The organism is Candidatus Poriferisodalis sp. (genome assembly GCF_965208555.1).
GTDB lineage: Bacteria > Actinomycetota > Acidimicrobiia > Acidimicrobiales > Poriferisodalaceae > Poriferisodalis.
The window spans coordinates 25,443-40,197 of sequence record NZ_OZ242342.1; the positions used below are offsets into that span (position 1 = coordinate 25,443).

Below are 14,755 nucleotides of genomic sequence, written 5' to 3' on the forward strand. Positions count from 1 at the left end.
GCACTCGTCGGCCTATCGGCCGACCAGGGTCGGGTCAAACAGCACGGCCCGGCCCAAGCCGTCGCGGCCGACGAGCGTGCATGCGTAGACGCGCTTGGATCGGAACACGTTGGTGGCCGCATCGTCGAGGCGCTCGGTGCCCAGTCGCCCCTCGGCAACTGCTGTCTCCATCTCGGAGAAGGCCGCTGCAGCATCCTCCAGGCCGCCGACCAGCGCGAGATCCGCCCCGGCAATGACTGCCAGCACTGCCGCCTCGCTCACCGTCCACTGGCTGCGGATGGCACCCATGACCAGCGAGTCGGTCACCACCAGCCCCGAGTGGCCCAGCTCATTGCGCAGCACGCCGTCGATCACGGCGGGCGACAGCGACGCCGGCAGCTCTCCGGTCAGGCCCGGAACCCGCAGATGCCCCACCATGACCGCTGCGTCGGTTGCTCCGACCACTGCCGCAAAGGGGATCAGATCCCGCTCGCGCAGCTCGTCCAGGGGTGCCGTGAAGGCCAGCTCGTCATGGGTGTCCGCGCTGGCCGCGCCATGGCCGGGGAAATGCTTCACAACCGGAATGATCCCGCCGGCGCTGAGACCCTCCACGGTCGCCATGCCGTACTCGGTGACCGTGGCCGGATCGTTGCCGAACGACCGATCACCGATGCCTTCCCCTGCGCCGACATCGACGACCGGCGCGAAGTTCATGGTGAAGCCGAGCTGGAACATCTTGCGGGCATGACCTGCCGCCTGATCAGCCACCTGGGCGGGCGACTTGGCGGTCTGGGCTGCCGCCGAGGGCAGCCGGCCCACGACCGCCGCGAGTCGCTGCACCCGCCCGCCCTCTTCGTCGACCGCAATGATCAACGGGATACGGCCTGCGAAGTCCTGCAACTCGGCGATGCGGCGCCACACATGCTCGGTAACGGGCCCTTGGACCAGGATGCCGGCGATCCGGCGGTCACGTGCCTCCTCGACAGCGAGTCCCAGCGAGCGTTCGCCCAGCGCCGTCATGATCGTCTGCCCGATGCGCACCGGCAACGACAGTTCGCTGGTGCACCAGCGATCCACATCAGTCCACCACGCACCCGAGAGCAACTGCCGAACCCCGACGCCCGAGAGCCAGCCCAGAGGCCGTTCCTCGCCGGTGAAGACCGTCGGACCGGGATCGCCGACAGCGACCTCGGATCCGTCGGCGAGCTGCAACCAGACACCGAGTGCCCCTGGGGCCCCGAGACGAGCGCCGACAACCTGGGTGTGCAGCTGGGGCGGGTCGCTCACAATCGGCAGGATCGAGGTGCCCACCGGTTCGATGGAGCCGTCCGCTCCGATCACCCAGTAGCCGACCCCTCCCGGACCGCGCAGCACGGCCACAATCCGCGGCGCAGGCGGCTCGCCGTCGAGGTCTCCGAGTTCGGCGTCTGGCGCAACCGTGATGAGCGGCGGGGTCTCTGACTCGCCGGAGCCTTGGGCTGCGGCGCCGGGCAGCAGCGCAAACCAGCCGGTGGCCGCCAGCGCAAACGCGCCGATCGTTCTCACCCTGGCGCCAGGCGTCGGTCCAGCTCCTCGGCAGACAGCAGTTGATGCGGCAGTTGGATGCTGCTTGCACCCGTCGAATGCACCTCGATCGGCGCGGTGAAATTCACGTCCCGAATCAGGCAGAAGGTCTCGTCGACCGCCGGGCAGTAGAACACCACCGCAGTGGCCGTCAACACCGCAGTCTCGCCCTCTGCGCTGACGGTGCCGGCCAGCCGGACCGGCATTTCGGGGCCTCGGGCCTCGTAGCGGGCCGTGCCCTGCGGACGCAACACCTCGCCCTCGGCAGACCACTCGAACTCGAAGAGGCCATCGACGTTGAACTTGTACCCCTCGGGCACCTGCAGGTCCAGCACGATTTCGACCGGGCCGGGTGCCACCTGCTGCGGCAACAGCACCACGTCGTCGTCGATCACCCCCGCCATGGTCACCGTGGCGAGCTCGAGATTCGACAGTGCCAGCGTGGTCAGCTCGCCAGTGGCAAGATCCAGCGTGCGGATGCGATGGTTGTTCGTGTCGGCGACATACAGGGTGTCAGTGGTGGCACTGAGCCCGCTCGGCTCTGCCAGCCGGGCATCTGTGCCGGAGCCGTCCTGCAGTCCCGGCGTGCCGTCGCCGGCAAGCGTCCATGACGTCCCTGAGTCAAGGTCCAGCACCTTGATCTTGTGGTTGTAGGTATCCGCCACGTAGAGCAACCCTGCACCCTGCGGATCCGGCACGAATTCGATACCGATGGCGTGCTGCAGCAGCGTGTCGGAGAAGCTCCCTACCTCGTCGCCCCACACGAACAGATGCTTGCCCACCAACGTGTCGAGCTGCCCGTCCAGACCGAACGAGACCTGTCGAACGGCGCTGGCTTCGGGGTCGGTGAAATACAGCACGCTGCCGTCGGCCGCGAGTCCAGAAGGCTGCGACAGGGTGGCCTCCAGGCGGTGGCCGTCGTCGAGACCCTCCGCGCCCGTACCGGCAAAGAAGTCGATGGCTCCGCTGGTCAGATTCATCAGCCAGAGCTGGTGCCGTCCGGCGCCGGCGATGTACAGCAGATCACCCTCGATGTGCAGATCCCACGGCGAGGCAATGGCCGTCCGCACCGCAGGGCCGGGAGCGAACACCGTGACCGGCTCCCCCGTGCCCGCAATCGTGGTGACCTCGCGGGTGCTGAGGTCGGCGGCACGGATCAGATGGTTCTCCCGGTCGGCGACGTACAGCGTGTGCCCGTCGGGGTCCAGCGCCATGCCCTGCGGGCGCCTGAACGTGGCCTCGCCGAAACCGCCGTCGGCACGCCCTTCTGCACCGGTGCCGATTACCTCGATCAGCTCCCCGTCGAGCGTCGCGACAAGAATCCGGTGACGTCCCGTGTCGGCGATGAACAGGCGATCGCCTGCTTCGTCAGCGAGCACCTTGCCGGGGAAGCTGAGCACGGTCGGCAGCGCGGGCGCTATCTCCAACAGCTCGCCTAGGGGCGTCGGGTCGATGAGCCCGTTGTGACCGTACTCGGTGGCCATGATCTCGATGGCGGGCTGCAGCCGTTGGTACACGCCCTCGCCCGCGATAGGCCCCAGCACCCGGCCAAGCGGGTCGATGGCGACCACTGTGGGCCAGGCCCGCACTCCGTAGGCACGGGCGAGCAGGTCCTCTGAGTCGTTGACGATCGGATGCTGCCGGCCGTACCGGATGGAGGCCTCTCGCACTGCCTCCGAGGTGCGCTCGCTGGGAAACTTCGCCCAGTGCACGGCGATCACGACGACCTCGTCGGGGAATTCGGCTTCCAGCCGGTGGAGGTCAGGAATGATGTGAATGCAGTTGATGCAGCCTTGCGTCCAGAAGTCGAGCAGCACGATCTTGCCGCGCAGGTCGCCGCTCATCGACAGCGGCCGGCTGACGTTGAACCAGTCGTATCCGGCCGGGAACTCCGGTGCCGCAGCGCCGCCCTCGAACGTCAGCTCAACCGGGTCCGCCGCTGTGTCGACAACGCCGCTGCCAGCACCCGTGGAGCCGTCGTCGGCGGACGCAGCGTCCGCCGGCTCCGATGCCGGCTGTGATTCGTCCAGGGAGGTCCCGGCGGCGTCGGCCGGCGGGGTCGGCGATCCGTCGGTCGCGCCGGGAGCGCAGCCCACCAGCAGCAGCGAGGCTGCCAGGGTTGCGACGGCGAATCGAACGAGTCCGCTTCGCCATCGGCGACCGGTCACCCGATCAAGGGTCTGCATCGGCACCGGAATGCAGCCCTCCTCGACTGCTAGTGGCTGCGAACGGTACGGCGCGAGTCCACTACGCCGGTGTCGAAGCCGGCGAGATGCAAGCCGCCATGGAAACGCGCGTGCTCGATCTTGAGGCACCGGTCCATCACCACGTCCAGCCCGGCATCGTTGGCCAGCTTGGCGGCATCGGCGCTCCACAGGCCGAGCTGCACCCAGAACGCCTTGGCACCGATATCGACGACTTCTTCGGCGACACCGGGCAGATCGGCAGGACGCCGGAACACGTCGACCAGGTCAGGCACAACAGGCAGGTCCGCCAGGCTCGCGTAGCAGGGTTTGCCCAGGATCTCGTCGGCCACCGGATTCACGAAGTACACGTCGAAGTCGGTGCTCGAGCTGAGCAGGTACGTCGCAACGAAATTGGACGGGCGCGCCGGGTTGGCCGAGACACCCACCATCGCCACCGTGTCGGTGCGCTGGATGAGCGCCAACCGATCGGCCGCGCTGGGCTCGGTCCAGCCGTCGACCGGCTCATGGGCAATCGTCATGCGGGCACCGCCTTCGCGAGGGCTTGGTCGAGATCCCAGAGGATGTCGTCGAGGTCTTCGAGACCGACCGACAGCCGGATCATGTCTGCGCTCACGCCGCCCGCAGCCAGTGCCTCGTCAGAGAGCTGCTGGTGCGTGGTGGAGGCCGGATGGATGACCAGCGTGCGGGCATCGCCCACGTTCGCGAGATGGCTGATCATCTGGAGCGCTTCGATGAAGTCGGCACCGGCCTGGCGGCCGCCCTTGACGCCGAAGGTGAAAATGGCGCCGGGCCCATGGGGCATGTATGTGCGTGCGAGCTCCCGGTAGGGCGAGGATTCCAGGCCCGCGTAGCTGATCCAGCTCACGGCAGGATGAGCTTCGAGATGGGTGGCCACGGCTTGCGCATTCGCGACGTGCTCGTCCATGCGCTGGGGCAGCGTCTCGAGGCCTTGCAGCAACAGGAAGGCGTTCATTGGCGACATGGCAGCGCCGATGTCCCGAAGCTGCTCCACGCGCAGCTTGGTGCAGAACGCGTACTCGCCGAAGTTCTCCCAGAACCGCAGGTCGTTGTAACTGGCCACCGGATCGGTCATATTCGGGAATCGCCCGCTTCCCCAGTCGAAGCGGCCCGACTCGCTGACGACCCCGCCGATGGAGTTCCCGTGGCCGCCGATGAATTTCGTGGCCGAGTGGATGACGATGTCCGCGCCGTGCTCGATGGGCCGGCACAGGTACGGCGTCGCGAACGTCGAATCGACCACCAGCGGGAGGCCGTGGGCATGCGCCACCTCGGCGATGCCGGCCAGATCGGGAATGGAACCTGACGGGTTGCCGACGATCTCGGTGTAGCAGAACTTGGTGCGGTCATCGATAGCAGCGGCGTATGCATCAGTGCTGTCGCCGTCGACGAAGCGGGCTTCGACGCCGAAACGGCCGAGAGTCACATCGAACATGGTGTGGGTGCCGCCGTACAGCGCCGAGGAGGTGACCAGGTTGTCGCCGGCTTCGCACAGCGCAGCCGCTGTGAGGAATTCCGCTGCCATGCCCGAGGCGGCCGCAACTGCGCCAATGGCCCCTTCCAGGCTCGCTACCCGCTCTTCGAAGGCGTTGACGGTGGGGTTGGAGATGCGGGTGTAGATGGTTCCGTACTTCTGCAGGGCGAAGAGGTCGGCAGCGTCCGCTGCGTCCTCGAAGACGAAGCTCGTCGATTGGTAGACGGGCACTGCTCGAGCGCCCGTCGTCGGATCGGGCCGGCCGCCCGCGTGCAGGGCACGCGTGCGGAATCCGAACTGGTGATCGCTCATCGCCCGCAGCCTACGACGGGGCGCCCGGCCATCGAGTGCGCCCCCGCTGGGTGGGGCTCAATCGGCCCGCCCCAACGCGGCTCAGCCCGCTCGGTCCTGGGCGTACTGCTTGGCCCGCTCCAAGGCCTCAGCAGGGTCGACGCCAGCGACGCCAGCCATCCAGCAGGCGATAGGTGCCGCAATCCGCTCGGAGTCGTGCGCTGCCACACCGGCCAGGTTCAGCAGCGCCTCGGTCACCTCCGGTCCCGGAGCAGAGGTGCCGATCACGGCCTCGAAGCCCGCCAGCCATTCGGCTGCGGTGGTGGAGGTGCCTGCAGACCGCTCATCGCTCATGACCTCAGCGTACGGACCAGCACGGTGTGCCGTTATTCGATGCCGGTGGGCGTCGGCGATCGCTACGGTGCGGACCCGGCAGGTGGCACCCGCAGCCGAAAGGACATCGATGAGCGACGACGAGGGCATTTTCGGACCCGAGTTGTTCGAGTTTCTCGAAGAGCTCGAAGCGAACAACAACCGGGAGTGGTTCAACGAGAACCGCGAGCGCTACGAGGAGGAAGTGCGCGAGCCTGCGTTCGACTTCATCCGTGCCATGGGCGCCTTGCTGGGCGAGATCTCACCGCACATGACCGCACGCGACACGAAGGTCGGCGGCTCGCTAATGCGTGTGTTCCGCGACACGCGGTTCTCCTCCGACAAGACGCCGTACAAGACCAACGTCGGCATCCAGTTCCGGCATGTGCGCGGCGGCGACGTCCACGCTCCCGGCTACTACGTACACCTCGACACCGGGAGCTGCTTTTTCGGCGCCGGTAGCTGGATGCCTGATCGGGATGCGCTGGCCGCGTACCGCGTGGCCATCGACGAGCGTCCGGATGCATGGACTGCGGCCCGCGACACCTGCCAGTCCGGCGGCTGGCGGATGGAGGGCGAGCGGCTCAAGCGCTCGCCCCGCGACTGGTCCGTCGATCACCCGATGATCGAGGACCTCAAGCGCAAGAGCTTCATTGCGGTACGCGACTTCGACCACGACGCGGTGTTCAAGCCCGACTTCCCGTCGACGATCACGGCTTGGTGCTCGGAGACACGTCCGCTCATGGCCTTCCTGTGCGGGGCCGTCGGGCTGGACTTCTGAGCGGCGCTGCGCCGGCAGCGCCGGCTCAACGCCGGAACTCCTCGCGAGCGACCCGGAACGTGACGCTCATGCGCGGCGGTGCATAAGCAACCTTCGGCACCGAGTGCTCCCAGGACCGCTGGCACGCACCGCCCATCACGAGCAGATCGCCCGAAGCCAGCGTGAACGAACTGGTCCGACCCCCGCCCTTGGGTCGCAACAGGAACCTGCGCGGGCCGCCAAGGGACACGATCGCCACCAGCGAGTCGTCGGGGTTGGCCCCGATGCGGTCGCTGTGCCACGCCACCGAATCACGGCCGTCGCGGTAGTAGTTCACCCACACCGAGTTGAGCGGCTGCCCATATCGCTCACCGAGTCCCACAGCCATCGCGTTGACAGCCGCTGGTGCGTTCGCGGCCGGACACCTCAGCTGCGCGCCGAGACGCGGCTCGTCGACGATCTTCCCGTACATCTGTCGCTGTCCTGAGGTCCAATGCAGCCGGCACGCCAGCTCAACCAGAAGCTCATCGCCGCCACCGAGCCAGCGCGACGAGACATCGAGCCAACTGCGACTGTCCAGCACATGACGCTCATAGCAGGCGCCTGCGTTCAACGCCGGTGTGCCCGCAGCGAACAGATCGGTCTGATAGGTGCCCACGCAGGTCTTGCCAGACCCAGCCGTAGCCCAGTTCCGCGCCATCGGCGCCACGATAACAAACGTGCGTTCGCTGCACACGAATGTTTGCGGTGCTCCTCAATCACCCAGTCGCATCAGCTCCGGCGGCAGGTACGACTCCACCGGCGGCGGTTCGCCCTCGAAGAGCTCAACCTCGACGAGACAGGTGTGTGCCGATGGTCCCTGGGCCAGCCGAGAGGTACCGACGTCTGCGGTCAGCGTGTTGGGGTTGCCAGCTCGGCAGGTGCCATCGGGGGCCGGGTCGTACCAAGCGCCGGTGGAGATCTGCACGGCCTCGGGCATCACGGCGTCGTCGAGCACTGCGCCGGCCAGGCAGGCACCCCGGTCATTGAACAGCCGCACCACGGCGCCGTCGGAGATGTCGCGCGCTGCCGCAGTGTCGGGATGCATGCGGACTGGCTCGCGGCCCGCCACCTTGGTGGCCTGGCTCGGAGCGGCGTGGTCGTACTGGCTGTGCAGGCGCGCTGCGGGTTGGTTCGAAACCAGATGCAGCGGGAACCGGTCGCTGCCCGCGCCGCCCAGGCGCTCGAACGGCTCCATCCAAGCTGGATGCGGCGGGCAGTCGTCGTAGCCGTAGCCGGCAATGGCCTCGCTCCACAGCTCGATTCGCCCGCTCGGCGTGCGCAGAGGTTTGGTTGCCGGAGCGGCACGGAAGGCCTCCAGGAACACCTGGCGAGGCTCTCCCATGAGCGCCATGCCCGGCGCCATCAGGTAGCCGTCGCGGCGGAATTCCTCGTACGGCGGCGACTCGGGATTCGCCGCCCGGTGAATCTCATAGATCACCTCGAGCCATTCGTCTGCAGTATGGCCCTCGGTGAACTTCTCCCCGAAGCCCAGCCGCTCGGCGAGGCGGGCGAAGATCCAGTAGTCGTCGCGGGACTCCCCCACGGGCTCCGCCACCGCCGACATCGCCACGATCATCGTTTCGGCGCCGCCGATGTCGTTTCGTTCCAGGGGTGTAGTTGCCGGAAGCACGATGTCGGCCCGGCGGGCCACCGGCGACCAGAAGGGCTCGTTGACGACGATCGTCTCGGGTCGCTGCCAGGCGCGCACCAGCCGGTTCAGGTCCTGGTGATGGTGGAACGGGTTGCCGCCCGACCAGTAGACGAGCTTGATGTCGGGGAACCGGCCGCGGTGCCCGTCGAAGTCGAACGGCTCGCCGGGGCCTTCGAGCATCTCGGTGATGCGAGAGACTGCGATGACCGGGGGGCCAGGCTGGCGCATCGGCACCGGCAGGCCCGGCACCCGCACCCGCACTTGGCCGGCGCCCGTATTGCCCTGCGTGCCGAAGCTGAAGGCATAGCCGCCGCCGGGCAGCCCCACCTGGCCCAGCACGCACGCCAGCGCGAGCGCCATCCAGTACGGCTGCTCGCCGTGGTGGGCCCGCTGGGTGGACAGGCTCAGGTTGACGAGCGTGCGCTTGGCCGCCATCTCGCGCGCCAACGACCTGATTCCCGCAGCCTCGATGCCGGTGACTGATGCGGCCCATTCAGCCGTCTTGGGCGTGTCGTAATCAACGGCATCGCGCCACGGCGTTGCGCTGTCCCAGTCACCGCAGGCGGCTGCGAAGCCCTCGCCGAGCACGTGTGCTCGCAGCTGCGCCCAGCCGTGGCAATGGGTGACCAGGAACTCCTCGTCGGCGAGGCCGTCGGTGACGAGCGTGTGGATGATTCCCAGCATCAACGCCACATCGGTGCCCGGGCGGATCGGCAGCCAGCGCGCCCCGACGGCAGGATCGAAGTCGTCCCGCAGCGGGCCCACGTTGACGAACTCGACGCCCGCCTTTCGGGCACGCCCGAGCCAATCGTTGTGGTGATGCGGCCCCTGGCCGCCGTAGGTGACGTGGCTGTTGGTGGCGCGCATGCCGCCGAAGCACACGAACAGCTCGGTGCTCTCGCAGATGACCGACCACGACGTCTGGCGGGCCAGCGCTGCGTGGTAGCCCATGCCGACCATGTAGGGAAACAGCGCTTCGGCCGCCGCTGACGAGTAGGTGCCCTTCTGGTCGGTGCAGCCGCCGGCAAGCCGCATGAACCGGTGCTGCTGGCTGGACGCCAGCCCGAAGCGTCCCGCTGAGCCCCAGCCGTAGGAGCCCCCGAAGATCGACGACCGGCCGTGCTGGGAGCGCACCCGATCGAGCTCGGCGGCAACGAGGTCCAATGCGTGGTCCCAGCTGACCTCGACGAACGGCTCATGACCACGCAAGTGGGTTGCCGCTCCCGGTCCGTCTCGCAACCACGACTGCCGGACTGCTGGGCGCATCACCCGGTTCTCGGCGAAGTGTCGCAGCGATTCCCCTAGCTGCGACCGTTCGGGGTCAGCGGGGTGCCGGCGCACGTCCAGCACTTCGCCATCGGCCGAATCCAACAGGAATGACCCGTAGTGCGTCGCCATCGCCGTGGTGCGCACGGTGGTTGCCGGGGCGTCCGGCGCTGTCGTCACGGAGCGCCCGCCGGTGCCGCTGCCGTGCCTGCTGCATCGGCAGCGGCACCGCTTGACGTCCGCTGACTCCAAGCAGCGGCCAGCAGCTCCAGGCTGGCGATGCGTTCGGCAAGCCCGAACGTCGACGTGTGCACCATCAGCTCGTCGGCACCGGTCGCGGCGGCCAGCGCTTCGAGAGCCTCAACTGCCTCGTCGGGATCACCCGCGATGGCGTTGGTCGGCATCGTCGCCGCGCGCTGCCATTCGGGATGGGTCATCGCTTCGTCGGGATGCAGCAGCGGCCAGAATCGGCCGGTGCGGATGCCCCAGCGTCGCAACAGCGACGGCGCGGCGTGGTAGCGGGCGGTCTCGCTGTCAGCGGCGGTGACCAGGCCCGCGCTCACCATCACATAGGGCTCGTCGAGCACTGCCGACGGCTGGAACCGCTCGCGGTACAGGTCCAGGGCCCCCAGCACTCCCCCGCTGTCGAAGTGATGAGCGAAGGCGAAGGGCAAACCGAGGTACCCGGCGAGCTGTGCCGAGTAGCCGCTCGAGCCCAGCAGCAGCACCGCAGGTGCCGATGTCGCCTTTGGGGTTGCCTGGAAGTCGACCCAAGGCCCCTCCGTAGCCCGGACGTCCCCGAGGTACGCCATGAGGTCGATGAGATGGCTCGGGAAGTCATCCACCTGCCAAGGATCAGGCACTGCGCCCTGCCGAAGTGCGCCGTCGGGTGCGCGGCCACCCTCACCTGGAGCGGAGGTGATGCTCTGACGCACCGCAGCCGCAGTAATGCGGTCGCTGCCGGGGGCACGTCCGACGCCGAGGTCGATGCGGCCGGGGTGCAGTGCTTCGAGCATCGCGAACTGCTCGGCGATCACGGCCGGGCTGTGATTGGGCAGCATCACCCCGCCCGAACCCAGCTTGATCCGCTGGGTGTGAGCGGCCAAGTGAGCGATGAGCACTGCCGGCGATGTGCTCGCCACGGTGTCGATGTTGTGATGCTCGGCCACCCAGAAGCGCTCGTAGCCCAGGCGATCCGCAGCCCGGGCCAGCTCGGTGGTCTCGGACAGCGCCTGCGCGCTGGTGCCGCCCTCAGAAACGGTCGCCAGGTCCAGCGCCGACAGCGGCACGGGTTGCGCAGCACTCACAGCGTCAGGCTAAGAGTTGGCGGGCAGAGGCTGAGGGGCAAGCATTCAGCCCAATGCACCCGCCGCAGCGGCTTCAGCTATCTGCTCGTCAGTGAATCCGAGCTCGGAGCTCAGAACGTCGTAGGTGTGCTGCCCGATCATGGGCGCCGCAAACCTCGGCCCATGGTCGTACCCGGCGATCTGGTACTGGTGGCCGGAATAGGGCACGGCGCCCATCCGGGGGTGCTCCAGCCACCGGTGGAAGCCGTTGTGCAGATGCTGCGGGTCCACGAGCAGGTCGCTGCTGCGCTGCACCATGCCTGCCGCAATCCCGGCATCGAGCAGCCGTCGTTCCAGCGTGACGGCATCCTGATTCGCCGTCCACTCCGAGATCTGCTCATCGAGAGCATCGTGTGCGGCAAGGCGCCCTTCCAGCGATGCGAAATCGGGCGCCTGTGCCCACGACGCAGAGCCCATGAGCTCCACCAGCGTCTTCCACTCCCCATCGTCGGCAATGGTGATCGCGCACCAGCGATCGTCACCCGCGCATGGGTAGACGCCTTGGGGGGCGATTTCGGGGTCACGGTTGCCCATGCGGGTGGCCACCGTGCCGTTCTCGCCGTAGTCGGCCAGCTCCGGGGCGAGAAACTGCAGGCCGCATTCGAGCTGTGCGGCTTCGATGACACAGCCCTCTCCGGTGCGGCGCCGCCGGTCCAGCGCAGCGAGCAGCGTGGCGGTGATGATGCGCGGCGAGATGGTGTCGGTGTAGGCGAGATACGGGCCGTCGGGCGGCAGGTCGGGCCAGCCCACGACCGGGTAGAAGCCGGCGATGGCCGCAGCGTGGTAGCCGAACCCGCCCAATGCCGACAGCGGGCCGCCGCTGGCCAGCAGCGAGGTGTGCACCACGATCGCCTGCGGGTTCAGTTCGGCGATCAGCTCGTCGTCGGCGATGGTGCGAGCGAAGGTCCCCGGCGTCCACGCCTCCACCACCACATCGGCCCAGGCGATCATCCGGCGCGCGATCTCGACGCCCTCAGGAGTCTTGAGGTCTATGTCGATGCTGAGCTTGGACGTGTTGAACGTGCCGAAGAAGTGGGCCATGTCCACGTCCACGACGTTGTCCTTGAACGGCGGGTTGGCACGCAGCCCGTCGATGCGTGAGCTCGATTCGATACGCACGACGGTCGCGCCGTGGTCCGCGAGCGCTTTCGCCGTGATGGGCCCGACGCCGATCCAGCTGAAGTCCGCCACCCGCAGCCCGGCCAATGGCAGCTCGGCACTGCCCACGTCCCATGCCAGCGGCTGTGCCGGCATCTCGGGCTCATTCGCGGCTTCAGCAGCCTGCGCCCGGATCTCGGCGCTGTGCTCGTCGAGTCGTGGCGGCTGCCGCCTGGTGCCGATGCGCACGCCGTCGATGGTCGCCGGGCCCCCGGGGATCTCTACCGGGTCAGCGCCGGGCAGTTCCGCTGAACGCCAGAAGTCACGCGCCCGCAGATGCTCGAACTCGACGAGGTCGGCCACCGTGTGGACCGGCGCGATGGTCTCCTTGAGGACCATCGAACGCTGCAGGAGCTGGGCGTTCGTATGGCTCGCACACAGCCCCACCATGGCCTCGTACAGCTCATCGAAAGTCCGGCTGATCGGCTCGCCCGCCGCAGCACGCATGTCGTAGGTGTCCCACTCCTCGGTGCGCCAGCTCTCGTCGGCCAAGCCCTCCTCGATGTACCAGTCGAGCAGCCGGCCGGTCGCCACGCCACGGGCGACGCCGATCGCCCAACCGTCCTGGGTGAGGTAGCGCATCTGCAGGGGAACCGCGAGCTGCGCGACTGTCCCCGAGCGCTTGAAGTCGCGCCCGCAGATCGCGTGGGTCTCCATGGCGTTCAGCAGCGTCCACGTCATCGCCGCCTGAGCCGACACGCCGACGTGCTGTGCCGCTCCGCTGACGCGCATGCGGGCGTGTGCCATGAGCCCTGCGGCGGCGGCCTCGGCGCCTGCATGGCGCCACGCCTGCGCGATCGAGACCTTCACCGGCGCGCGTTCGTAGATGCCCTGCATGTTCGCCGGACCGCCGAGTGCCGCCAGCGACAGCTCCGACGCCGGATCACCGCTGCGGGGGCCGTCGAGGCCGAACGGCGTGACCTGCACATGGACGATGTGCCCGTTCATCGCGACGAGGTCGTCGTGGGAGTAGCCGGCTTCAGCCAGCGTGCCCGGCACGCCGGACTCGTAAACGAATGCAGCGCTGCCGACCAGACGCTCGAACACGTCCCGGTCGTCCTGGTCGTCCAGATCCAGCACGATCGAGCGCTTGTTGGAGTTGTACGCACAGAATTGCCAGCTGCGCAGATCCCGATCGGCACTGTCCGGCTGCCGCACCGGCCGCGCTGCGCGGGCCGCAGTGCCGCCCGGCGGTTCGACCTTGATCACCTCGGCACCCAACTCGGCCAGCATCCAAGGACCCAGCTCGCCGCGGTGATCGGTCAGGTCGAGCACCGTCATGCCCGCGAGCGGTGCCGCCGCGGAAGGCTGCGTGGCATGGGGTGATTTCATGCGATGTCCGTGAACTCAGGCCGGGATTCCGTGTCGAACCGGTACGACGATACGCAGGCAACCACAGTCGAGGGGCGGTTAGCTTGCCCGGATGGCCGAGAGCCACGCGCCGCAGCGCTTTCGCCCGCCGAGCGAGCTGAGCGACGAGATGCTGGCGCGGGTGCGTGCACGCGGCGAGCGCTGCGACGACGAGCGCAACCCTGATCGCGAGACCTTCGCGGAACTCGGACGCCTCGGCCTCATGAAACTGCTCGTTCCGGCCGAGCTCGGCGGGCTCGGACGTCACCCCGCAGAGTTCATCGAGTTCTCCCGCAGGATCGCCTATGAGCACCCTTCGACAGGGTGGGTCGCCATGACCTGCAACGAGGAAGCCGAGATCTTCGCCGCCCACCTCGAAGCATCCACAGTCGCTGCGTTCTATGACGAGCACCCCAGCGCGGTGATCGCCGGCTCGGGCGTGCCGCGCGGCAGCGCACGCGCAGTAGACGGCGGCTGGATCGTCAACGGCCGCTGGACTTTCGTCAGCGGGTGCTCGGTGGCCGACTGGTGGGTCGTGGCCAACGTCGTCGAGGGCAGCCGGCCCAAGGACATCTGCCACGTTCTGGTGCCCGCCGACCCGGCGCTCATCGACGACACCTGGCACACGCTGGGACTGCGTGGCTCCGGCAGCCACGACGTGGTGCTGACCGACTGCTTCGTGTCCAGCGAGCATGCTGGCGTGGCCGAGAACTTCTCGCTGCCCAGGCCCAACGAGCACCCCTTCTACCGCTTGCCCTCGGCGCTGCGGTTCCCGTTCCCCAAGACCGGGGTGGCTGCAGGCATCGCAGATCGGGCCATCGACGAGTTCACGGCCCTGGCCACCGCCAAGACGCCGCTGTTCGCCCGCGCTGAGCTGGCTGCCCGGCCCGATGCTCACGCAGCGATTGCCCGCGCCACCGCGCTGGCCGGTGCCGGTCGCTCGTACGTGGCCGACCAGCTCGACGAGATCTGGCACGCCGCAGCGACGCACGCCGAGATCACGCCCGCCCAGCACGCCCGCGCCCGCCTCGCCTGCTCGTGGAGCGTCCAGAACTGCATCGCCGCAGTCGAGACCCTGGTCAATTCCGCGGGCAGCACTGCCAACTTCACGTCATCACCGCTCGGCGCCCTGCTGAACGACGTGCGCGCCGTAGCAGGACACTTCATGGTCGGCGGCTACCAGATGGACACCGCCGGCCGGGTCCTGCTCGGCCAAGACCCCGCCGACCGCAACTTCTGAGAGCGAATGCGCGAAACGGCGCGCCCCGTACGATCTTC

At 68.2% G+C, this 14,755-nt stretch carries 11 protein-coding genes; 2 read left to right on the forward strand and 9 right to left on the reverse strand.

Annotated elements, in window-relative coordinates; all coding sequences use genetic code 11:
* Positions 1–12 precede the first annotated feature (12 nt).
* The 5 genes from ACOGXE_RS00420 to ACOGXE_RS00440 all read right to left on the reverse strand — a co-directional run bounded on the left by ACOGXE_RS00420 (position 13) and on the right by ACOGXE_RS00440 (position 5,886).
* Entirely contained in the window at positions 13–1,524 is a 1,512-nt protein-coding gene (locus ACOGXE_RS00420) for a glycoside hydrolase family 3 N-terminal domain-containing protein (protein WP_419931993.1), read from the reverse strand.
* Positions 1,521–3,710, reverse strand: a complete 2,190-nt coding sequence (locus tag ACOGXE_RS00425; protein WP_419931994.1) for a thioredoxin-like domain-containing protein — start codon at positions 3,708–3,710, stop codon at positions 1,521–1,523. Before ACOGXE_RS00425 ends, ACOGXE_RS00420 begins: the two co-directional genes overlap by 4 nt.
* 47 nt (positions 3,711–3,757) lie before the next feature.
* Positions 3,758–4,267 (reverse strand): CoA-binding protein, encoded by a 510-nt coding sequence (locus tag ACOGXE_RS00430; RefSeq protein ID WP_419931995.1) that lies wholly within the window; start codon positions 4,265–4,267, stop codon positions 3,758–3,760.
* Positions 4,264–5,553 (reverse strand): O-acetylhomoserine aminocarboxypropyltransferase/cysteine synthase family protein, encoded by a 1,290-nt coding sequence (locus tag ACOGXE_RS00435; RefSeq protein ID WP_419931996.1) that lies wholly within the window; start codon positions 5,551–5,553, stop codon positions 4,264–4,266. The genes ACOGXE_RS00430 and ACOGXE_RS00435 overlap by 4 nt, the downstream gene beginning before the upstream one ends.
* An 81-nt stretch (positions 5,554–5,634) precedes the next feature.
* The gene (locus ACOGXE_RS00440) at positions 5,635–5,886 is read right to left on the reverse strand and encodes a DUF6457 domain-containing protein (RefSeq protein WP_419931997.1); all 252 of its coding nucleotides are present in this window, start codon (positions 5,884–5,886) and stop codon (positions 5,635–5,637) included.
* Positions 5,887–5,995: 109 nt separating this feature from the next.
* Between ACOGXE_RS00440 and ACOGXE_RS00445 the strand changes: the two genes are divergently transcribed.
* Positions 5,996–6,685, forward strand: a complete 690-nt coding sequence (locus ACOGXE_RS00445) for a TIGR02453 family protein (protein ID WP_419931998.1) — start codon at positions 5,996–5,998, stop codon at positions 6,683–6,685.
* A 25-nt stretch (positions 6,686–6,710) separates the two neighbouring features.
* Here ACOGXE_RS00445 and ACOGXE_RS00450 read toward each other — a convergent pair whose 3' ends face one another.
* Genes ACOGXE_RS00450 through ACOGXE_RS00465 form a run of 4 tightly spaced genes read right to left on the reverse strand, consistent with a single transcriptional unit; the run spans position 6,711 to position 13,459 of the window.
* The gene (locus ACOGXE_RS00450) at positions 6,711–7,364 is read right to left on the reverse strand and encodes an alpha-ketoglutarate-dependent dioxygenase AlkB (protein WP_419931999.1); all 654 of its coding nucleotides are present in this window, start codon (positions 7,362–7,364) and stop codon (positions 6,711–6,713) included.
* A gap of 54 nt (positions 7,365–7,418) precedes the next feature.
* Positions 7,419–9,803, reverse strand: a complete 2,385-nt coding sequence (locus ACOGXE_RS00455) for a molybdopterin-dependent oxidoreductase (protein WP_419932000.1) — start codon at positions 9,801–9,803, stop codon at positions 7,419–7,421.
* The gene (locus tag ACOGXE_RS00460) at positions 9,800–10,930 is read right to left on the reverse strand and encodes an LLM class flavin-dependent oxidoreductase (protein ID WP_419932001.1); all 1,131 of its coding nucleotides are present in this window, start codon (positions 10,928–10,930) and stop codon (positions 9,800–9,802) included. The genes ACOGXE_RS00455 and ACOGXE_RS00460 overlap by 4 nt, the downstream gene beginning before the upstream one ends.
* 45 nt (positions 10,931–10,975) lie before the next feature.
* Positions 10,976–13,459 carry a CoA transferase gene (locus ACOGXE_RS00465; RefSeq protein ID WP_419932002.1) on the reverse strand — a complete coding sequence of 828 codons (2,484 nt, stop codon included), beginning with the start codon at positions 13,457–13,459 and terminating at the stop codon, positions 10,976–10,978.
* Between the two features lie 91 nt (positions 13,460–13,550).
* Between ACOGXE_RS00465 and ACOGXE_RS00470 the strand changes: the two genes are divergently transcribed.
* Positions 13,551–14,717, forward strand: a complete 1,167-nt coding sequence (locus ACOGXE_RS00470; protein WP_419932003.1) for an acyl-CoA dehydrogenase family protein — start codon at positions 13,551–13,553, stop codon at positions 14,715–14,717.
* The last annotated feature ends 38 nt before the right edge of the window (positions 14,718–14,755 follow it).